General features: G+C 35.4%; 17 protein-coding genes. 13 read left to right on the top strand and 4 right to left on the bottom strand.

Translation table 11 applies throughout. The features are described from left to right. Positions 1-74: 74 nt before the first annotated feature. From H3S88_RS07505 to surE, 4 genes are all read left to right on the top strand, one after another. Positions 75-467, top strand: a complete 393-nt coding sequence (locus H3S88_RS07505) for a hypothetical protein (protein ID WP_198237263.1) — start codon at positions 75-77, stop codon at positions 465-467. A 22-nt stretch (positions 468-489) separates the two neighbouring features. After that, complete coding sequence (locus H3S88_RS07500; RefSeq protein ID WP_198228487.1) at positions 490-873, top strand: hypothetical protein; 384 nt, start codon at positions 490-492, stop codon at positions 871-873. Positions 874-1,668: 795 nt separating this feature from the next. Beyond that, a complete protein-coding gene (locus H3S88_RS07495) occupies positions 1,669-2,526 on the top strand; it encodes a neutral zinc metallopeptidase (protein ID WP_198228489.1) in 858 nt (285 codons plus the stop codon). A 9-nt stretch (positions 2,527-2,535) separates the two neighbouring features. After that, positions 2,536-3,318 (top strand): 5'/3'-nucleotidase SurE, encoded by a 783-nt coding sequence (gene surE, locus H3S88_RS07490; protein ID WP_198228491.1) that lies wholly within the window; start codon positions 2,536-2,538, stop codon positions 3,316-3,318. Positions 3,319-3,388: 70 nt separating this feature from the next. Here the strand turns inward: surE and H3S88_RS07485 are convergent, their stop codons facing one another. Then, the gene (locus tag H3S88_RS07485; protein ID WP_198228493.1) at positions 3,389-4,597 is read right to left on the bottom strand and encodes an MFS transporter; all 1,209 of its coding nucleotides are present in this window, start codon (positions 4,595-4,597) and stop codon (positions 3,389-3,391) included. 215 nt (positions 4,598-4,812) lie between these two features. Between H3S88_RS07485 and H3S88_RS07480 the strand changes: the two genes are divergently transcribed. Then, the gene (locus tag H3S88_RS07480) at positions 4,813-7,155 is read left to right on the top strand and encodes a zinc/cadmium/mercury/lead-transporting ATPase (protein ID WP_198228495.1); all 2,343 of its coding nucleotides are present in this window, start codon (positions 4,813-4,815) and stop codon (positions 7,153-7,155) included. 51 nt (positions 7,156-7,206) lie between these two features. Here the strand turns inward: H3S88_RS07480 and birA are convergent, their stop codons facing one another. The 3 genes from birA to murB form a co-directional block, all read right to left on the bottom strand. Beyond that, positions 7,207-8,160: a bifunctional biotin--[acetyl-CoA-carboxylase] ligase/biotin operon repressor BirA gene (birA, locus tag H3S88_RS07475; protein ID WP_198228497.1), complete on the bottom strand. Its 954-nt coding sequence runs from the start codon at positions 8,158-8,160 to the stop codon at positions 7,207-7,209. Then, entirely contained in the window at positions 8,126-9,277 is a 1,152-nt protein-coding gene (locus H3S88_RS07470; protein ID WP_198228499.1) for an MFS transporter, read from the bottom strand. Before H3S88_RS07470 ends, birA begins: the two co-directional genes overlap by 35 nt. 84 nt (positions 9,278-9,361) lie before the next feature. After that, a complete protein-coding gene (gene murB, locus H3S88_RS07465; protein WP_198228501.1) occupies positions 9,362-10,372 on the bottom strand; it encodes a UDP-N-acetylmuramate dehydrogenase in 1,011 nt (336 codons plus the stop codon). A 576-nt stretch (positions 10,373-10,948) separates the two neighbouring features. On the opposite strand from murB, the gene H3S88_RS07460 reads away from it, so the two are divergent. From H3S88_RS07460 to ushA, 8 genes are all read left to right on the top strand, one after another. Beyond that, entirely contained in the window at positions 10,949-12,178 is a 1,230-nt protein-coding gene (locus tag H3S88_RS07460; RefSeq protein ID WP_198228503.1) for a phosphopentomutase, read from the top strand. 51 nt (positions 12,179-12,229) lie between these two features. Further along, positions 12,230-12,943: a purine-nucleoside phosphorylase gene (gene deoD / locus H3S88_RS07455; RefSeq protein ID WP_025315976.1), complete on the top strand. Its 714-nt coding sequence runs from the start codon at positions 12,230-12,232 to the stop codon at positions 12,941-12,943. A gap of 152 nt (positions 12,944-13,095) precedes the next feature. Further along, positions 13,096-14,349, top strand: coding sequence for a nucleoside permease (locus H3S88_RS07450; protein ID WP_086309204.1), 1,254 nt, complete (start codon positions 13,096-13,098; stop codon positions 14,347-14,349). 291 nt (positions 14,350-14,640) lie between these two features. Beyond that, on the top strand, positions 14,641-15,804 hold the full coding sequence (locus tag H3S88_RS07445; RefSeq protein WP_198228505.1) for an adenosine deaminase family protein: 1,164 nt from the start codon (positions 14,641-14,643) through the stop codon (positions 15,802-15,804). 33 nt (positions 15,805-15,837) lie between these two features. Continuing rightward, positions 15,838-17,817 (top strand): bifunctional 2',3'-cyclic-nucleotide 2'-phosphodiesterase/3'-nucleotidase, encoded by a 1,980-nt coding sequence (locus H3S88_RS07440; protein WP_198228507.1) that lies wholly within the window; start codon positions 15,838-15,840, stop codon positions 17,815-17,817. A gap of 28 nt (positions 17,818-17,845) precedes the next feature. Further along, on the top strand, positions 17,846-18,241 hold the full coding sequence (locus tag H3S88_RS07435; RefSeq protein ID WP_086309207.1) for a cytidine deaminase: 396 nt from the start codon (positions 17,846-17,848) through the stop codon (positions 18,239-18,241). Positions 18,242-18,410: 169 nt separating this feature from the next. Then, positions 18,411-19,712 (top strand): pyrimidine-nucleoside phosphorylase, encoded by a 1,302-nt coding sequence (locus tag H3S88_RS07430; protein WP_086309208.1) that lies wholly within the window; start codon positions 18,411-18,413, stop codon positions 19,710-19,712. Positions 19,713-19,741: 29 nt separating this feature from the next. Continuing rightward, complete coding sequence (ushA, locus tag H3S88_RS07425) at positions 19,742-21,427, top strand: bifunctional UDP-sugar hydrolase/5'-nucleotidase UshA (RefSeq protein WP_198228509.1); 1,686 nt, start codon at positions 19,742-19,744, stop codon at positions 21,425-21,427. The last annotated feature ends 120 nt before the right edge of the window (positions 21,428-21,547 follow it).

The following is a 21,547-nucleotide window of genomic DNA, read 5'->3' as shown; positions in this document are numbered from 1 at the left end:
ATGTCCGGGAAAAGACTTTAAGAAAGTTTATACCATTAAAGTTGAAGAATAGTATCAGGATTGGTTTAGATTTTATGAAAAAACTTCAACATCATTTAATGTTAATCATTGTACTTTTTCTGGCTACTTTCCTTACAGGTTGTTTTTGTATGCAAAAAATGGAAGTTCGACCAAAGTCGTTACCCAATGCCACATTGGGTACCCCCTATTACGCTAAAATTGAGGTTTTTGGTGGCGTTGTTATAGATGAATTCTTTGCCTATCATATCAAACCAGAGAAATCAGGACTTGAATTATCTCCTAGAGGTTTAGGAACAGAATATGTTTCCTATAATGATCTTGAAATAAAGGGGACACCTAAAGTTACAGGGACAATCACAATAAAACTTTCTGGAGGCACTTACGGTACAATGTCATGTCCGGGAAGAGACTTTAAGAAAGTTTATACCATTAAAGTTGAGGAATAGTATCAGGATTGGAATAAATTATATGAAAAAAATACGATATCACTTAATGTTAATCATTGGATTTTTTGTGACTTCTGTTCTTACTGGTTGTTTTTGTGATAGAGTAGAAGTTCGACCAAAAACATTACCCAATGCCACATTTGGTACCCCCTATTATGCTGAAATTGATATTAACATTCGTGTTATTAAACGCCATTTTTACTATCAAATTGAACCAGAAAACTCTGGACTGGAATTATCTCCGACTGATTTTGGAACACATGTTTCCTTTAATGATCTTAAAGTAAAGGGAACCCCTAAAGTTGCAGGAGCAATCACAATAAAACTCTCAGGAGCTACTTACGGTACAATGTCGTGTCCGGGAAAAGACTTTAAGAAAGTTTATACCATTAAAGTTGAAGAATAGTATCAGGATTGGTCTAGATTTTATGAAAAATCTACAACATCATTTAATGTTAATCATTGGGCTTTGTTGACTACTGTTCTTACCGTTTTTGTATTGAAAAAATGGACGTTCGACCAAAGTCGTTACCCAATGCCCTATTTAAAAATAAACAAGTCTAAAATTTCAGTTATCGTTATTTATCAGGTTTATAAAATTGTGAGATATATTTTTAAAGAAATTACGTTAGAATTTAAAATATACCAATATATCTAGAATAATAAATACAATACGTTCATTACACATTGAAATATATGGACATTATCAGATTGATAGTATTAATATTCAATCGTTCAAAATCCTATTCACCATCGAAAAGTAAAGTTGAAATATCATAACGATTCGTAGTTTTTGAAGTATAATGAATTTAAAAATCTCTACGGTTAAATTTTCTTTTATTGATAATTAGCGTAATACCCCATTGAGATATAAAAATGCCATTCAAATAAAAAGTAATTTTATAAAATATCCATCTTCTGTAAAAATTAGTCCGATTTTAAATTTTAAATACAAAACAAACTATAAAAAGAACGTAATAGTCATAACGATAAACATCTATCCGTTATAAACTGGAGTTAGTTTTTTTTTAAACAATTTAAAAGATAAGTGATATACCCACTTAGTATTATTTTGATACAGATAATTACACAGATAAAAGTAGATTAATCAATGCATTATTTGATATTAAATTAACTTAATCTAGTATCCTACCCTTTTATCCTTTAAAATAATTTAAGCAAAACTGATGAGGTGTTCCCTATGCGTTGGAGAGACCAAAGAGAGAGTGATAATATTGAAGATCGCCGCTCACAATATGGAAGCGATTCAGGAATAAGGATCCCAATAAGTGGTAAAGGTCGAGCTGTTTTATTTATCGTAGTTTTGGTTGCGGGTTATTATGGTGTTGATTTGACCGGCTTACTTAATCCTAACCTAATTGACTCCAATAGCTCATCACTAAGCTCAAATCAATATTCCATTAATGATGAAGATGCTGCTAAGTTTACATCGGTCATTTTAGCGAGTACTGAAGATTACTGGCAACAAGAGTTTAATCATTTAGGTAGAACCTATACTCCTCCCAAATTAGTCTTATATACGGGTTCAACAAGAACATCATGTGGTGTTGGACAGACTTTTATGGGGCCATTTTATTGCAGTGTTGATAAAACTGTCTATTTGGATATTTCATTCTATCAAGAGATGAAACAACAACTTGGTGGTGGTGGTGACTTTGCCCAAGGTTATGTCATAGCACATGAAATTGGTCATCATGTACAAAATTTGCTGGGTGTGTTCAATAAAATAGAACAATTAAAGCAAGGCCAATCTGAAGTGTTCGCCAATCAATTATCGGTTAAATTAGAGCTACAAGCCGACTGCTTTGCCGGTATGTGGGGGCATGCAATGCAACAAAAAAATATTTTAGACGTTGGCGATATTGAGCAAGCGTTAAAGACCGCTGAAGCGATTGGTGATGATCGCTTACAACGTCAAAGTAATGGTTACGTTGTACCAGATAGTTTTACACATGGTAGTTCTAAGCAACGTTATACTTGGTTTAAACGAGGATTTGATAGCGGTAATATCAATCAATGTAATACTTTTGCTGAATAAGGAAATAGAATGATGTTTAATAAATTAGTAAATCGCGTTTTGTTAGTCAATGATGATGGTATTGATGCATCTGGCATTAAAATTTTAAAGGATGTAGCACACAAAATTGCTCATGAAGTTTGGATAGTAGCGCCAGCAATTGACCAAAGTGGTGTATCATGTTCGGTCAGCTTAAAAGCGCCTTTTCGAGTTGCAAAACGAGATGAACGAGAATACGCGGTTTATGGAACTCCCGCAGATTGCTCATTATTTGCTATAAAGCATCTAATGGCAGATAAGTTGCCTGATCTTGTGCTATCGGGCATTAATAATGGCTCAAATGTTGGATTTGAAACGGTTTTATCCGGTACGGTTGGCGCAGCTATGATGGCAACAGCTTTAGGAATACCATCAATTGCCTTAAGCCAATGCTCTACTGAAGATAACCAACCAACAATATGGGATTGTGCTGCATACCATGCTGAATCAGTGATCAGCAAACTACTATCATTATCTACCCCTAAAAATATCTGTTTTAACGTTAATTTTCCTGCTTGTGATGCTCATCAGATTAAAGGATTAAAAATCACTAAACAAGGTGATTGTGATGTCAGTCGTTTTGTGGTGGCACCAACTAAAGATCCAGAAGGTCATGATTATTTTTGGTTTAGAGCTAAGCGTAATCAGCAGGTGTTTGATGATAATAAAGAGTTGGATGCGGCTAATGGTAATTTCATTGCCATTACACCTATTGGTTATGAAAGAACAAATTATGCTTTTTATGAAACGTTATTAAAAGAATTTGATTGTTAATAATTGATTTTGATATCGTCTTCCAATTCGTTTTGGAAGACGAACAAATAAAAGATAATGGATGGCTTACTTAAGGTGACCGTTTCTTTCCATCTTTAACCAGTGCACAAAACAGCAATGAAACAGCAACCATCACAAGCGCAATCCAGTAGATAGCTTCATGCCCATATTCATCAGAAACAAACCCTTGCAAAACACCTGCCAGAATAACGCTAAAAATAATCCCGTTATTAAATAGTGTCGAAGCTACGCCCATTCTAGTTGGTAACAAATCCTGAAAGTAGATAATACCAATATTAGCCACAATTCCGATAAATAATGCATTAAATATCTGTAGTGCTAACAAAGCAAATTTACTGGTAAAGAAAATCATGCCAATATAAAAAAATAAGCCACAAATAATGGCAATAAAAAATAGATTTCGCTTGCCCAAATAAGGCACTAAAAATCCAGCAATAAGCATCACAGGAATTTCAATACCCGCTGCTAACCCCATTAAAATGCCGGGTAAAGAGTCGGGAAGATGTAAAACTAAGTCAACATAAAGTGGCATGTCGATAATGTACATCATGTTAGCTGTCCACATAAATACTGTAGATAATAATAAACAAACGACATTTCTGTTTTTCCAAAGTGGTATATTAGCCGCTTGTAATTCAGCTGCACTGCTGAGTTGTGAAGTAGGATTTTTTTCGACTGATGGTAAGAATATTGCAACAAATAACATTGCAATAATAAACATGGACATTGCGGTTAGATACATTACAGTAAAGCCAAAGCTTAAAGCTAAACCGAATGAAATTGGTGGACCAAATACCCATGCCAACGATAACTGAGCACGAATTAATGAGTTGAAAGCAACTACATTACGTCCTGATTTAACCGCATATTCACGCGCTAAAGCAAAAACTTGCGGCATGCCGGCCGATGATAATGCGGCAAATAAAACCCCCAGCGTAATCAGTATAAAATAGTTGCGCGTAAACGCAAACGTAACACTATTGGCAACCCCCATTAAACAGCAAAATATGACGATATAACGTCTATCCCCTTTTTTGTCCGAATATTTTGCTAATAGAAAACTGCCCACAATGCTGGCTAAAGCATTTATCGAAAAGAAAAGACCGACTAAATGGGAATTTACATTAACTTCAAAGGTTAAGAAACGGCTTAAGGTAGGTGACTGTAATGCCCCTGCAATACCAATAATAAAGGTCGTAATTAGAAAAGCTAAAAAGACAATGCTCTGTTTTTGGCGAAAGGATGAAACTTTGGACATAAACTTTCTCTAACATTTTATTTTGTACAATTATAAACATAAAAAAGCGAGGGATACAGTAGAAGAAAGAAATAAAAAATGGTTATTTTTAGATTTGTTTCGTCACTTGTCATGTACTCAAAATTTTTGATCTAACGATCAAATAAATTAAAAAAAGATATCTTTTTATTTTTTTGAGCGTACAATCAAAATCATCCACGAAGCGAGGTAACGTTATGTTATATAATAACAAATCCACACAATCCCACCATGAAAATCACGCTCATTGTCATAGCGATTGTCAAAATATTGCTCATAATCATACACATGACACCCATCATTCCCATGATGCAAATCACAATCATTCTGGGGACCATTGCTGTGAGGGGCATGATCATGGATCAACGCAAAAAAATGAGATAGAAGATCCTCCCGAAGATCCCGAGCGGAAAAGCCAAGACATTAAATTGACTTGGAAAATTAAGGGAATGGATTGCGCTCATTGCGCTAGTAAAATCGAAAATGGTGTTAAAACACTGCCAAACATTAATCAAACCAAAATTATTTTCTCTACAGAAAAGTTAATCGTTTTTGTTCCTAAGCATGACGATGCAGTAATAAAAATGATTGAAGACAAAGTAGTAGAATTAGGGTATACCCCGATTTTTGAAAGCACCCCTAATCACGCACATCATCACGAGCATTCACATAGTTTTGATAAAAAAGCATTCATACCGTTAGCGGTGTTAGGTTCATTAATTGTGATAAGTTACCTTATTTTATTAGTGAATCATACAGCAGGTGAATATGCCTTTATCTTGACTGCAATTGTCGGATTGATTCCGATTTTGAAAGAGGCTTTAGTATTAACGCGAAGTGGTACACCATTTGCCATTGAATCATTGATGAGTATTTCAGCTATAGGTGCCCTATTCATCGGAGCGGCCGAAGAAGCCACCATGGTACTCTTCTTATTTATGATTGGTGAGATGTTAGAAGGCGTTGCGACTACTAAAGCAAAAAAAGGAATTTCATCCCTTGTACAACTAATGCCTGAAGAAACGGTAGTTATTATTGACGGCAAAAGGAAAACGGTTGCCAGTCATAGTTTAAAACCTGACGATATAATCGAAATTTCATCTGGTGGGCGATTACCTGCTGATGTTATTTTGGTAAGCGAACAAGCTAGCATTGATGAAAGCGCCTTAACTGGGGAATCAATTCCGGTCAATTATCTATCGGGCGATAAAATTTTAGCCGGATCGCTGGTTGTGGATAATACCATTCAACTAAAAGTTATCTCGCAATCAGGACAAAATGCCGTAGATCGCATTTTACAATTAATTGAAGATGCTGAAGAGCGTAAAGCACCCATTGAGCGATTTATTGATAAATTTAGCCGTTACTATACTCCAGCTATCGCCCTGTTTGCGCTATTGGTCATTGTTATTCCTCCGTTATTATTTAATGAGGATTGGTACACTTGGGTTTATCGTGGATTAACTTTATTATTAATTGGTTGCCCTTGTGCGTTGGTAATATCAACACCAGCCGTTATCACATCAGCCCTATCCAATGCGGCTAAGCAAGGTGTATTAATAAAAGGGGGTGCAGCTTTAGAACATATTGGTTCGATTAAAATGGTGGCATTTGATAAGACCGGCACCTTAACCGAAGGCAAGCCACAAGTCACCGATGTCATCGCACAATCTGTTACCCAACAACAGTTACTTACTCTTGCAGCAGCCATTGAAAGCGGTTCACATCACCCTTTAGCGAAAGCAATCGTTGATTATGCAGCTAAGCAGCAGATCGAAGTTATCGAAGCAAGTAATCGCAAAGCTAATGCGGGTGTAGGTATCCAAGGCGATATCGATAATCAAACTTATTATATTGTTGCGCCAAGTAAAGTTACTACGGTATCAATACCCTTAAATGATGAAAATGCACAAAAAATCCATCAACTGGAAAGCGCCGGTAAAACCGTTGTGGTACTAGTGACACAACAAAAATTAGTCGGAATGATTGCCTTGCAAGATGTGTTACGTTCTGATTCTATTACGGCAATAAAAGCGCTTAATGAATTGGGTCTTAAAACCTTAATGCTTACGGGTGATAATCAACGTGCGGCAAAAGCCATTGCAAGTCAATTAGGAATTAATTATCGTGCTGAATTATTACCAGCAGATAAATTGGTCGAAATTGAAAAAATTCGTAATACAACTTCAATTGCCATGGTTGGGGATGGTATTAACGATTCACCCGCAATGAAAGCGGCGACCGTTGGCATTGCTATGGGTAGCGGTACCGATGTAGCGCTAGAGGCAGCCGATGCCGCATTAACCAAAAATAGCCTACTAAGTTTGCCTAATTTAATTCGTTTAACTCGTTTTGCTAACCGTAATATTAAGCAAAATATCACTATTGCATTAGGGATCAAGTTGGTGTTTTTGTTAACAAGTTTATTCGGTTATACCGGATTATGGTTAGCGGTATTAGCGGATTCAGGAACAACAGCTATCGTAACAGCCAATGCTTTAAGAGTGCTTGGTTTTAAAAGTAAAAAAGACAAAATTTAATTACTGATTTAAAAACTATTCCATTGAATAAATGGAATAGTTTTCTATTGGTTACTCATCACCACGCAATGAGATTTCACCACCAATATGTGCATTGATTTTGCCATCTTGCTCCAACATTAAAGCGCCTTGCTCATTGATGCCTTTAGCAATCCCTCGGATAATCTTATCACCAATAAGCAGTTTTACAGGACGATTAGCGAAGTTATCTAATCGGTTCCAATCACTAATAAAAGGTGCTAAGCCCTGTTTTTCAAATTCAGATAATTTAATGTTTAAATTTTTGACAATACGCGCGACTAACAAATTACGATCGACCTTACCTAAATTTGCCCATTTTTGATTAACTATATTAGGATCTGGATTAGTCATCATTAAGTTGACACCAATACCAATAATTGCATGCGCACAATCACCCGTTTTACCCGCTAACTCAATCAATATTCCTGCTAATTTTTGATCGTTAAGATAAAGATCATTAGGCCATTTTACTTTAATATCTTGACCGGATAACTCCCTTAAAGTATCTGCTATTACAATTCCAACAACTAAGCTCATTCCCATAGCGGCAGCCACGCCCTGCTCTAACTGCCAATACATGGAAAAATAGAGATTAGAGCCGAACGGTGAAAACCATTTTCGTCCACGACGACCGCGCGCTTTTGATTGAAACTCCGCTACACAACAATCACCCGAGTGAAGTTGGCCAATTTTATCGAGTAAATATTGGTTAGTTGAATCAATAATGGGTAAAATTTCGCAACGACTATCCGCTTGATAATAGTGATCAATTTTACTCTTATTTAATAAATCAATCGGGGCAGTTAAGCAATAACCTTTACCTTGAACCGAGGTAAAATCCAGCCCCCATTCGCGCAGTACTTTCATGTATTTATTGATTCCAGCACGAGTTATTCCAAAACTCGCTGCAAGTTCTTCACCTGAATGAAACTCACCGTCCGCTAAGATTTCAATTAATTTGAGTGGATTTTGGTGGCTGCGCATCGATTCCTCTTTTTTTAACTAATAGGGCAATAAAATAAAGCGAGATTATAGCAAAACTTACAAATAAATAAGTATTATTCGTTTTATCCATAACTAAAGCAATCACTGCTGGGGCAATAAGGCTCCCTAATGTATTAGTTAATAACATGGCTTGATTCATTGCCACAATATCTTGCTTTCTAACGCATGAACATGCCCATGCCATAGAGATTGGATAAATGGTATAAATTGTTGCGCCTAATAAGATAATTGCTAATGTATCAAACCAATTAAATATCAACATTACACAAGCCAATAACATAAGTGTTGATTCAAACAATAATACAACTTGTCGACCAAATTTATCGGCACACCAATTAGCAGGCATTTGTGCTATTACACCAGATAAAATTAGCAAAATCATCCAATTGGCAACTTGAGTGTCGTTATAACCTAAATGAGAATAATAAGCAGGTAATAACGAATACAGCGATCCGATTAACATACCAGCAATCACACAACCAATTAAACCAATGCGTGACGGTTTATTGACAATCATGGGAATGATATTAAAACTGCTTTTTTTACGTTTAGGTAATTTATAGTGAGTTAGCAATATAAATAATATCGCAAGTCCCATTAGTAAAGCGGTCACTAGACCAAAATACAATACATTTTGCGGAAAATACTGTAATAACGCTTGTCCTAACACCGTGCCTAAATAATAAGTAGTTAGATACACCGCCAGCATTTTTCCACGAGTACGCACTGTACCTGTTACTAAAATACAACTTTCAATAACAACCCAAGTCACTGCGCAAGCAATACCAATAAAGAACCGCCATATTACCCAGCTATAAAAATCCATTGAAAAACTCAACCCAATGGTAGCAATAGCAAAAATAATACAACTGTAAGTATAAGTATAACGAGCATTAAATTTACTGATGAACCAATTCGCAAAAATGGTACCAATCAAGTTACCAGTAAAGTAACTTGAGCCAACTAAACCAATTTGCCCTAGTGAAAATTCATTACGCACTAACCATAGGGGTACTTGGGTATTAAGTGCCGATAATGCAATTGTCACAAATAATAAGCTTGTTAATAAAATAGGAAATGAATATGAATGTTTCATCGTCTTTTACAATATCATTGTTTAATTATAAATTGTTGGTTGCAACCTAAATGACTGACAACCTAAATTTATAACCGTTGTTATTTATAAAAAGTTGTCTACATCAATTTCAGCTATTTTGCCAATAAAACGGATTTCAGGTGAAAGATTAACTGAAAATTTTCGTAATACGGCATTTCGAACATAACGTGCTAATTCAACCACATCTTGCGCGGTTGCGTTATTTTTATTGACTAATACAAGTGCTTGATTTTGATGAACTGCAGCGCCACCCAATTGATAGCCTTTTAGACCACATTGATCGATAAGCCAACCTGCAGCAAGTTTGACTTGATTATTTACTTGTGGATATATTGGCATAGTTGGGTAAATTTCAAGTAGCTTATCGGCAACTTTTTTATCAACAACTGGATTTTTAAAAAAACTACCGCCGTTACCCAGCACCTTTGGGTCAGGCAACTTACTAAGCCGAATTTCACAAACTTTATCGAAGATCATCTTAGGGGTAATACTTTTTGGATCAAAGTTACGCAATTCGCCATAGGTTAATACAGGTTGCCACTGTTTAGGTAATTTGATACCGACATAAATGACCGCATAACCATCAGCATATTGCTTTTTAAAAATACTTTCCCGATAGCCATACTGACCATCTGTCACCTTAATGATGTTTCCTGTAGCAAGTTCCAATAATTCCACATAATCCGCCACTTTTTGAAACTCAACTCCATAAGCGCCAATATTTTGAATTGGTGCAGAACCCACACAACCTGGAATTAATGCTAAATTTTCAAGTCCTGCGATATTGTGTTCAATAGTTTGTGATACAAGTTGATGCCAAATTTCGCCTGCCCCCACTTTTAAATGCCATGCTTGTTCCGTTTCGGTGATGGTAATGCCTTTAATTCGATTCACAATCACAATGCCTTCAAAGTCACAAGTAAAAAGTGTATTACTGCCTTCACCAAGAATCATAATGGGCAGATTCTGGTGATTATCTTGCCAAACCTGCATTAATTGTTCGACCGTTGTTACGGTCACAACTTTTTGAGCATAAACTTCAAGATTAAAAGTATTTGGGATTCTTTGTTTCATCAACTACAACCTTATCTGGGTGGAAATAGACCGCCAATTTTAAATTGTTTTCAGTGTGTTATTTGATTTTATTGAGATGTCTATCACATATGGCAACATATATTATCACATTGGTTAATCTTATATTATTAATTATTTACTCACTCATTATTATAAGATTCTTGGAACTCAAAATATGTACATTTATTAACATTTTAATTACAAAAATGTGATAATGATCGAATTTGGAGGATCAATTAATCAAATAAACCGTTAAAGTAATGCTTAAATCTTTTTTGTTTTTTTAGATCATGTATTATAGATATATGAGCGATGTTTTTTTAAAATTACAGTTAAACAGATTACTGTTTACAGATACATTTAGTGCAAATAATAGACGTTATCATCAAGATATCATATCAAAGGTGTAATTACTTAAATGAGTATTATAAAATAGACAGCTAAGTATGAAAGTAAGAATGAAAGATTGTTCAAGTGGCTGTTCTTCCTTAACCCGTACCCATATAAGCGAAAAGTAAAATGCGAGTACGAAGATAACTTGTAGCAAGATCCGTTTTTGATAAGTTCGAGGAAATTATGAAAAGAGTTTTTATTATGATCCTAGATTCATTCGGGATTGGTAGTGCCAAAGATGCAGCAAAGTTTGGGGATGAAGGTTCCGACACATTAGGTCATATTGCTGAACAATGCGCATTAGGCAATGCAGAACAAGGACGCAGTGGTACACTTAAATTACCTAATTTGGGTAAATTAGGATTAATTGAAGCAGCATACGAATCAACAGGTCATTACCCTAAAGGTATGCAAACCGAAGGCGAGATTATTGGTGCTTACGGTTATGCTAGCGAAATTTCATCTGGTAAAGATACGCCATCTGGCCATTGGGAAATTGCTGGAGTTCCAGTACTGTTTGACTGGGGTTACTTCACTAATACAACCAATAGCTTTCCTCAAGATCTATTAGATAAAATCGTTACCCGCGCAAAACTACCTGGTTATCTTGGTAATTGCCACTCATCAGGTACCGTTATTCTTGATGAACTTGGCGCTGAACACATGGCGAGTGGCAAACCTATTTTCTATACATCAGCTGATTCCGTTTTCCAAATTGCTTGTCATGAAGAAACTTTCGGTTTAGACAAACTTTACGAAGTGTGCGAAATCGCACGTGATGAACTTAATAAAGGTAATTACAATATTGGTCGTGTTATTGCCAGACCTTTTGTTGGTAAAAAAGCAGGTGAATTTGTGCGAACAGGTAATCGTCATGATCTAGCGGTTGAACCACCTGCACCAACTGTGATTAAAAAACTGGTTGACGAAAAACAAGGCAATGTTGTTTCGATTGGTAAAATCGCCGATATTTACGCTCACGTTGGCATCACCAAAAAGATTAAAGCAACCGGCATTGAAGCATTATTTAATGCATCGTTAGAAGAAATTAAACAAGCTAAAGATAATACCATTGTATTTACCAATTTTGTTGATTTTGATTCCTCTTATGGACACAGACGTGATGTAGCTGGTTATGCTGCTGCATTAGAATATTTTGATAGTCGCTTACCTGAAATGTTAGCGCTAATTGAACCAGGCGATCTGTTAATTATCAGTGCAGATCATGGTTGCGATCCAACTTGGGCCGGTACTGATCATACTCGCGAACATATTCCTGTTTTGGTGTATGGTGATAGTGTACCAGTAGGCTCATTAGGTCATCGTGAAACGTTTGCCGATATTGGACAAAGTGTCGCTGACTATTTTGATTTATCACCAATGGAATATGGTAAATCTTTTATTAGTAAGTAAGCAAATGAAGTTAATGTAATACTTTTTTGAATTGAAGATCAGGAGAATTAGATGTCTACCCCACATATTAACGCTGTTGATAATGCTTTTGCAGAAACAGTTTTGATGCCAGGCGATCCGCTACGCGCAAAATTTATTGCTGAAACATTTTTAGAAGATGCACAAGAAGTCACAAATGTAAGAGCCATGTTAGGATTTACTGGTTATTACAAAGGGAAAAAAGTTTCAATCATGGGGCATGGCATGGGTATTCCATCTTGTTCTATCTATGCAACTGAACTGGTTAAGTTCTACGGTGTTAAAAATATCATTCGCATTGGTTCTTGTGGTGCCATTAGTCCTAATGTAAACCTTGGTGATGTGATAGTGGGCATGGGTGCTTGCACCGATTCAAAAGTCAATCGTTTACGTTTTAAAGATAGTGATTTCGCTGCAATTGCCGATTTTGATTTAACCTGTAATGCTGTTAATGCTGCTAAAAATTTAGGTGTAAACGTTAAAGTAGGTAACCTATTTTCAGCTGATCTTTTCTATAGTGTCGATCCTGAAATGTTCGATATTATGGAAAAATACAACATTCTAGGCGTAGAGATGGAAGCTGCAGGTATTTATGGTGTAGCGGCAGAATATGGTGCGAAAGCATTAGCAATCTGTACGGTTTCGGATCACATCCGTAAAGGTGATGCTATGTCACCAGAACAACGTCAGATTGGTTTTAAAGAGATGATAACTGTTGCGTTAGAATCTGTACTATTAAATCAATAATTGAAAATGGCAGATCAACTGCCATTTTTTTTAACTAAATATTGATAGCTTGAGCACTATAAAATTGATAATAGTGCTTGTTTATATAAATTTATTCATTAGTAATTGTTAGGCGGAAGATTATCAAATATGTCATTTAATAAGGAATCAAAATGAATATTAAGTTTAAACTTAAAATTATATTTTTCTTACAGTTTTTCATCTGGGGGAGTTGGCTGATCACCTTAGGTTCTTACATGATGGAGACATTACATTTTAATGGTGTAACCGTAGGTTCAGTTTATGGCACAATGGGGATAGCTTCTTTATTTATGCCTGGCTTACTTGGAGTTGTCGCAGATAGATGGATTCCAGCTAATCGTTTATTTATGCTTTGTCATTTAATTGGTGCCATCACGTTATTTATTGCAGCATCAATCACATCACCTTTTTTGATGGTAGTGATAATTTTGATTCATTGCCTTGCGTTTATGCCAACCATCGCAATTTCTAACTCAATTTCCTATTCTTGTTTAGAAGCACAAAATCTTGATGTTATTTCGCAATTTCCGAAAATAAGAATTTTTGGAACTATCGGCTTTATTGCAGCCATGTGGTTAGTGAGTTTCTTAGAATATGGATTAAGTAATATGCAACTTTATATTGCGGCGGCTGGTTCAGTTTTACTTAGCTTATATTCATTAACACTACCATTAATTAACATTACTAAAGACAACTCAAATAGAAAGTCTTTAGCAAGCTCTTTAGGTTTAGATGCATTCGTATTATTTAAAGACCCAAGAATTGCGATCTTTTTTATCTTTGCCGTATTCCTTGGCGGTATTTTACAAATAACTAATACTTTTGGTAATCCATTCTTACTTTCGTTTAAAAGCATTCCAGAATATACCGAAAGCTTAGTAGTAAAATATCCTTCGGTGTTATTGTCTATTTCGCAAATGTCTGAAGTGGTGTTTATTCTGTTTGTTCCATTTTTTATGAAACGACTTGGCATCAAATATGTCATGTTAATCAGTATGCTTGCTTGGGTAGCTCGTTTTGGTTTATTTGCTTATGGTGATCCATCTCCAACTGGCTTTATATTACTGCTTTTATCAATGATAGTTTATGGGTGTGCATTTGATTTTTATAACATTTCTGGCTCAATGTATGTTGAAAAATCAGTCTCACCAAGCATCCGTAATAGTGCGCAAGGTCTATTTATGATCATGACTAATGGTATCGGGGCATATTTAGGTTCGACAATCAGTGGCTTTGTTGTTGATTATTACACAACGGATGGTCTTACTGATTGGCGTACAGTTTGGCTAATTTTTGCTGGTTACTCTTTATTGTTGGCTATCGTGTTTATGATTATTTTTAAAAACGATGACTTAAATAAAACAACTACAGCCAATAATAATTAATCATTTATGGTGTTTTAAATAAAACTTTCCATAATCAAAATACTGGCAACAACCTTGGTTGTTGCCTTCTTCAAAAATATTTAATGAGTTAAAATGGCTTTTATTGCATATTACTGCATAAAAACTAATTAAGTCACACAAAATGTATGGTAATAAGATGTCTGTTCAAGGTAAAATAGCAAAGATTATGATGAGCAAAGCTAAGGTTACTATACTAAGCTTTCCAATAAGTGTTTTTCATATCATTATTATTTGTACTCAATTGGCAAAATAAACTAGATTAAATATTAAATGAATACACATACCGTACCAAAAGTCATTTTACATGAGCATATTGAAGGTAGTATTACGCCTTTTATGGCTCAACAGTTAGCCAATAAAAATAATATCGTTTTCCCTGAATCATTATGTTATAAAGCGGGTCAATACGATGCAAACGAGTATAAAAATGGTCGTTATTGCTATGATGAAACTGACTTTGTTCAATTCATTCAAACTTATGACACTGTTTCCAATTTTGTAAAAACACCCGAAGATTATTATCTAATTACTTATGATTTTCTCATTAGAAACGCCAAGCAAGGATTAATCTATTGCGAGCTTTTCTTATCCCCTTTTCATATCTGTACTACCGAAATTGATGGCGAAATTATTTGGAACAAAGAAAGATTCCAACAAACACTCAACCAAATGGATAACGCCATTATTGATGTACAAAAAGTTTATAATATTACAGTAAGGTATCATGTAATCGGTGTTAGGCATCTAGGCGCTAAAATTGTTTATGATACGTTGCGTTTTATTAAAGAAAATCCTCACCAATTTATCACTGGATTTAATATTGCTGGAAACGAACGTTTTGGTCATTTTGATGATTTTAAAGATGCACATGAGTTAGCAACTCAGCTTAAACTAAAAAAATCCTATCATGCTGGTGAAATTGAGTCTGCTGAAAGTATTATTCAAGCGCTTAAACACGGCGCACAAAGAATTGGTCATGGTATCCGTGCTATTGAGAATCATAACCTAATTCAGGAGTTGATTAATAAAAAAGTTACTTTAGAAATCGCATTGACCAGTAATCGGATACTCGTTAATGAACTTCATGGGGATATTCGAAATCACCCCGTACGTCAGCTTTATGATTATGGTGTACGCATCACATTAAATACCGATGATGCTGGAATTTTTGGTACAGATATTGAAAAAGAGTACCACCTTGCCTCATCCATTTTTGGTTTTTCAAGATTAGAATTATTGGATATTACATTATGTGGTATTGATGCCGCCTTTGTTGAAGATTCAGTAAAAGAACAATTAACAAATTATGTTTTGTCATTGTTTACCTTAGATGACAAACAAACACTACAAAAAGCAGTCAATGATGCAAGATATCATCCTGCAATTATAAAACGATTTATTAAATACCAAAAGTCACTACCAATAACAAGTTAGTGGATAACAAAGTCAGAAAAATAGGAGATTTATATGAAAAAAAACAAATTAACTTTATCCCTTTTAACCCTATTCATTTCTGGCTCCCTTCAAGCCGCAACCGTTGATTTAAGAATAATTGAAACCACTGACTTACATGGCAACATGATGAACTTTGATTACTTCAAAGATCAGCCTGTTGATACTTTTGGATTAGTCAAAACGGCAAATCTAATTCATCAAACAAGAAGCGAAGTAAAAAACAGCGTACTTGTTGACAATGGAGATTTGATTCAAGGTAGCCCTATGGCTGATTATGCCTTGAACAAAGGTTTAAAAGATGGTGATATTCATCCTGTTTATAAAGCGATGAACACACTTAATTATGTTGTTGGCAATATTGGTAATCACGAATTTAATTTTGGTTTAGATTATTTACAAAAAAGTCTTTCAGGGGCTAAATTCCCTTATGTTAATGCCAACGTTTATGATGCCAAAACTGGCAAACCCTACTTTCAACAATATATTATTATTGATACCCCTGTTGTTGATAGGGAAGGTAATCAACAAATCATTAAAATTGGCTATATCGGATTTGTGCCGCCACAAATTATGCAATGGGACAAGCTTAATTTAAATGGAAAAGTAGTAGTAAAAGATATCACTGAAACTGCAAAAAAATTAGTCCCTGAAATGAAAAAACAAGGTGCTAATGTTATTATTGCCATTCCACACTCTGGAGTATCTGCTGAACCATATAAAGCGTTAGCGGAAAATTCCGTCTATTATTTAAGTCAAGTTGAGGGTATTAATGCCATTATGTTTGGTCATTCACATGGCGTTTTCCCGAGTGATGATTATAAATCCTTACCTAATACCGATATCAAAACAGGTAACATCAATCATGTCCCTGCCGTTATGCCTGGTCAATGGGGTAGTCACTTAGGTGTAGTTGATTTAGTACTTGAGGGTGATAACTCTACTTGGAAAGTGACATCAGGGAAATCAGAAGCTCGACCTATTTACGATTTAAAAAATAAAAAATCATTAGTACAAGCCGATCAACAGATTGTCGAAATTTTAAAGCAAGATCATCAAGGTACCCGTGAATTTGTAGGTAAACCGATTGGTAAAGTTTCTAGCGATATCAACAGCTATCTAGCGCTCGTTGAAGATACATCCGCACTACAAATTATTAGTGATGCACAAATTGACTATGTAAAACAGTTTATTCAAGGCGATCCTGATTTGGATGGATTACCAATTTTATCAGCGATTGCACCATTTAAAGTGGGTGGAAGAAAGAACGATCCAAGCGCATATGTTGATGTTAAAAAAGGTGACTTATCATTTAGAAATGCTGCCGATATCTACCTTTATCCAAATATTTTAAGTGCAGTTAAAATTACCGGTAAAGATGTTAAACAATGGCTAGAATGTGCAGCCGGTATATATAATCAAATCGATGTTAATTCGACTCAACCACAATATCTAATTAATTGGGATAAGTTTAGAACTTATAATTTCGATACAATTGATGGCGTAAGTTATCAAATTGATGTCACTGCACCGCCACGTTATGATGGCAACTGCAAGTTAATCAATCCAACATCGGAAAGAATAAAAAATCTAACTTATCAACAACAGCCTATTGATCCTAATCAAGTATTTTTAATTGCGACCAATAATTATCGTGCCTACACCGGTACGTTCCCTGGTACAGGTGAAAATAATGTTAAATTCAACTCACCGGATGATTTAAGGGTCATTTTGTCTGCTTATATTACTAATACCACAAAAAAAGCTGGTATGGTTAATGTCACGGTAGATAATAATTGGCGAATTGCACCAATTGTTAGCGATAAAAAACTGGATATTCGCTTTGAATCTTCACCAACGGATGAAGCAAAAGCTTATATAGAGAAACATTCGCTTTATCCAATTAATTTTATTGAAAAAGATGAATTAGGCTTCGGTGTTTATCGACTTGATTTACAATCATCGGTTAACGCAAAAGCCAAAAATCAAAAATAGTACTATTAAGACCTGAAGGATTATCGATATGAAAATTGAAAAGTTAATCGAACTTGCTAAAACTGCTCGCACAAGAGCCTATGTGCCTTATTCTAAATTCCAAGTTGGCGCCGTGCTCATTACTGAAGACGATGAAGCAATTTTAGGCTGTAATGTCGAAAATGCTTCTTACGGATTAGCCAACTGCGCTGAACGCACAGCCATTTTTAAGGCAGTGTCAGAAGGCAAACGCAAGTTTAAGAAATTAGTGGTAATTGGTGATACCGATGGCCCTATTTCACCTTGTGGTGCTTGTAGGCAAGTTATCAGCGAATTTTGTGCTAAAGATATGCCCGTAATTTTAACCAATCTTCAAGGGAAAATCCAAGAAACAACCGTAGGTGAATTATTACCTTGGTCATTTTCGCCGAATGATCTTGATTAGTTAAAATCAATTGCAAGTAAAATGGATAAAAATAGATAAAAAAAGCACATTACTGTAGTTAAAAATTTTTGACTATATTTTCAAACATAATCGGTACAGACGTTTATGTAAATTTTATATAATCAAATAGATAGAGTAATTTGATTAATTGTTTTAAGTGAGAGATATAATGAGATTTGTAGATATTATTGAAAAAAAACGTGATGGTAATGCATTAACCACAGAAGAAATTCAATTTTTTATTACTAACTACACCAATGGCACCATTCCTGATTATCAAGTGAGTGCGTTATTAATGGCGATTTACTATCAAGGTATGACATCAAAAGAGTGTGCAGATTTAACCAGTGCTATGATGTATTCAGGTGATACGGTTGATCTATCCTCAATCAATGGTATTAAAGTTGATAAACATTCAACCGGTGGCGTAGGTGATACAACAACTTTAGTACTTGCACCATTAGTTGCCGCATTAGATGTTCCTGTTGCAAAAATGTCTGGACGTGGTCTTGGCCATACTGGTGGCACAAATGACAAATTCGAATCGATCCCTGGATTTAAAATTGAATTAGGCAAACAAGACTTTATTAATCAGGTAAATGAAAAAGGCGTTGCGGTAATTGGACAATCAGGCAACTTAACACCAGCCGATAAAAAATTGTATTCACTACGAGATGTAACGGCTACCGTTAATTCTATCCCATTGATTGCAAGCTCAATTATGAGTAAAAAATTAGCTGCAGGTGCAGATGCGATTGTCTTAGACGTTAAAACTGGAGACGGAGCCTTAATGAAAAACATGGCTGATTCAGAAAAATTAGCTCATGAAATGGTGAATATTGGTAATCAAATTGGTCGTAGAACCATGGCGATTATTTCAGACATGTCACAACCACTTGGTTTTGCAATTGGTAATGCCCTTGAAGTTAAAGAAGCCATTGACACTTTAAAAGGTCATGGTCCGGCTGACTTAACTGAATTGGTGTTAACACTTGGCAGTCAAATGGTCGTATTAGCCAATAAAGCCAAAACACTGGATGAAGCTCGTGAAAAACTACAAGAAGTCATCAAAAATGGCAAAGCTGTTGAAAAATTCAAAACATTAATTGAAGCTCAAGGTGGAGATAGTTCAGTTGTTGATAATCCAGAAAAATTAGCAAGCGCTCCTTACCAAATTGCCTTACCAGCACTTAAATCAGGTTATGTTTCAAGAATTATTGCTGACCAAATTGGTATTGCAGCAATGCAACTTGGCGCAGGTCGTGCAACCAAAGAAGATGTTATCGATCCATCTGTTGGAATTATGTTACACAAAAAAGTAGGTGATAAAGTCGCCGAAGGTGAGGCATTACTAACTATTCATGCTAATACTGATAAAATTGATGCGATTAAACAAAAACTCTACGACAATATTACCATTAGTGATAATGCGATAGAACCGCAATTAATTTATAAAGTGATTACGGAATAACTATTACACCTAAGGATTTAGGAGGCACCATGCATCATCCACAATTATATAAAAAACTAACGCTTATTGCCGTTTTGGGGTTCTTTTCGGTTAATGCTTTAGCTGATGTAACTAAGAAACAATCAACCGAGCCAACTTGGCAAAAAGATAAATCTTACCGATTTACAATTTTACATACCAACGATCACCATGGCCGTTTTTGGCAAAATGATATCGGTGAATATGGACTTGCAGCCCAAAAGACGGTTGTTGATGAGATCCGTAAAGAAGTTGCAGCAAAAGGTGGTAAATTATTGTTATTATCGGGTGGTGATATTAACACTGGTGTCCCTGAATCTGATGTACTGCAAGCGAAACCCGATTTTATTGGTATGAACGAAGTGGGTTACGATGCTATGGCGGTGGGCAATCATGAATTTGACCATCCATTAAGGATCATTCGTGAACAACAAAAATGGGCTAAGTTCCCATTTTTATCAGCTAATACTTACTTCAAAAACAGTGATAATCGGGTTTTTGATGCCTATAAAATGTTTAACTTAAATGGTATCAAAGTAGCGGTATTTGGATTGACTACTGATGATACGATCTTTTTGGCTTCACCTAAAAATACCGACGGTATTGAATTTCGTAAAACCTTACCTGAAGCACAAAAAATCATTACTCAAATCAAAAAAACCGAACACCCTGATATGATCATTGCTGTTACTCATATGGGACATTATGAAAATGGTGAACACGGTTCAATGGCACCTGGCGATGTTGAATTAGCTCGAGGGTTGCCAAACGGTGAATTAGATATGATTGTGGGAGGACACTCACAAAACCCAGTTTGTATGGCTAGCCCAAACAAACGTATTACCGAGTATGTACCGGGTACACCTTGTGCGCCAGATCAACAAAATGGCACTTGGATTGTTCAAGCCCATGAATGGGGCAAATACGTTGGTCGTGCTGATTTTGTCTTTTTAAATGGCAAAATTACGTTGCAAAATTATCAATTAATTCCAATCAATCTGAAAAAAGAAGTGGATAATGGTAATGGCACTAAGCGTCTTGAATATTACACGAAAGAGATACAACCACACCAGAATTTGTTAGAAACCCTAAGACCTTATCAGGAGCAAGGCAAACAACAATTACTCACTAAAACGGGTGAATTAATTGGCCGTTTAGAAGGTGATCGTAGCGTAGTGAGATATCAACAAAGTAATATGGGACAGCTGCTACTCAGTGCGTTCATTGAAAAAACGAATGCTGATATTGGTATTATGGCTGGTGGTATGATTCGTGATTCACTTATTGAAGGTCATATCACTTATCGCGATATTTTAAAAGTTGAGCCTTTTGGTAATACTGTAGTCTATTTTGATTTAACCGGCCGTGAGTTAATGGAATATCTTAAAGTTGCATTAAGTAAAAAACAGGGTTCAGGCGGTTATACTCATTTAAAAAATATCACGTTAACGAGAACTGGCGATACGATTAGTGACGTTAAAATTAAGAATGAACCTATTGATTTGCAAAAATCTTATCGCATTACGACCCTTGACTTTTTAGCTGCGGGCGGTGATGGCTACCCAATTACCAATACTTTACCAACTTATGTTGATACGGGTTATCGAGATGCCGAAGCAGTAAAACAGTATTTTGAAGCGCATTCACCAATCAAGGCGACAGATTTTGAACCATCGAATTTTATTTTAGAAAAATAATTTTACGGTTTTAAACACGATTTTTAGGAAATAAACAGCACTGATGATATTGATTTTCAGTGCTTATAACTAAGTAATTAGTCATAAAGATTTAATTTTTGCTCTCAGCATATAGGTAAT

Source organism: Gilliamella sp. B14448G11 (assembly GCF_016101765.1).
GTDB lineage: Bacteria > Pseudomonadota > Gammaproteobacteria > Enterobacterales > Orbaceae > Gilliamella > Gilliamella apicola_N.
The sequence above is the reverse complement of the archived record's forward strand: the minus strand, read 5'-3'. Positions and strand labels throughout refer to the sequence as shown.

Coding starts and splice junctions, on each gene's coding strand:
- H3S88_RS07505 (WP_198237263.1), top strand. CDS start 75: ATGAAAAAACTTCAACATCATTTAATGTTAATCATTGTACTTTTTCTG.
- H3S88_RS07500 (WP_198228487.1), top strand. CDS start 490: ATGAAAAAAATACGATATCACTTAATGTTAATCATTGGATTTTTTGTG.
- H3S88_RS07495 (WP_198228489.1), top strand. CDS start 1,669: ATGCGTTGGAGAGACCAAAGAGAGAGTGATAATATTGAAGATCGCCGC.
- surE (WP_198228491.1), top strand. CDS start 2,536: ATGATGTTTAATAAATTAGTAAATCGCGTTTTGTTAGTCAATGATGAT.
- H3S88_RS07485 (WP_198228493.1), bottom strand. CDS start 4,597: ATGTCCAAAGTTTCATCCTTTCGCCAAAAACAGAGCATTGTCTTTTTA.
- H3S88_RS07480 (WP_198228495.1), top strand. CDS start 4,813: ATGTTATATAATAACAAATCCACACAATCCCACCATGAAAATCACGCT.
- birA (WP_198228497.1), bottom strand. CDS start 8,160: ATGCGCAGCCACCAAAATCCACTCAAATTAATTGAAATCTTAGCGGAC.
- H3S88_RS07470 (WP_198228499.1), bottom strand. CDS start 9,277: ATGAAACATTCATATTCATTTCCTATTTTATTAACAAGCTTATTATTT.
- murB (WP_198228501.1), bottom strand. CDS start 10,372: ATGAAACAAAGAATCCCAAATACTTTTAATCTTGAAGTTTATGCTCAA.
- H3S88_RS07460 (WP_198228503.1), top strand. CDS start 10,949: ATGAAAAGAGTTTTTATTATGATCCTAGATTCATTCGGGATTGGTAGT.
- deoD (WP_025315976.1), top strand. CDS start 12,230: ATGTCTACCCCACATATTAACGCTGTTGATAATGCTTTTGCAGAAACA.
- H3S88_RS07450 (WP_086309204.1), top strand. CDS start 13,096: ATGAATATTAAGTTTAAACTTAAAATTATATTTTTCTTACAGTTTTTC.
- H3S88_RS07445 (WP_198228505.1), top strand. CDS start 14,641: ATGAATACACATACCGTACCAAAAGTCATTTTACATGAGCATATTGAA.
- H3S88_RS07440 (WP_198228507.1), top strand. CDS start 15,838: ATGAAAAAAAACAAATTAACTTTATCCCTTTTAACCCTATTCATTTCT.
- H3S88_RS07435 (WP_086309207.1), top strand. CDS start 17,846: ATGAAAATTGAAAAGTTAATCGAACTTGCTAAAACTGCTCGCACAAGA.
- H3S88_RS07430 (WP_086309208.1), top strand. CDS start 18,411: ATGAGATTTGTAGATATTATTGAAAAAAAACGTGATGGTAATGCATTA.
- ushA (WP_198228509.1), top strand. CDS start 19,742: ATGCATCATCCACAATTATATAAAAAACTAACGCTTATTGCCGTTTTG.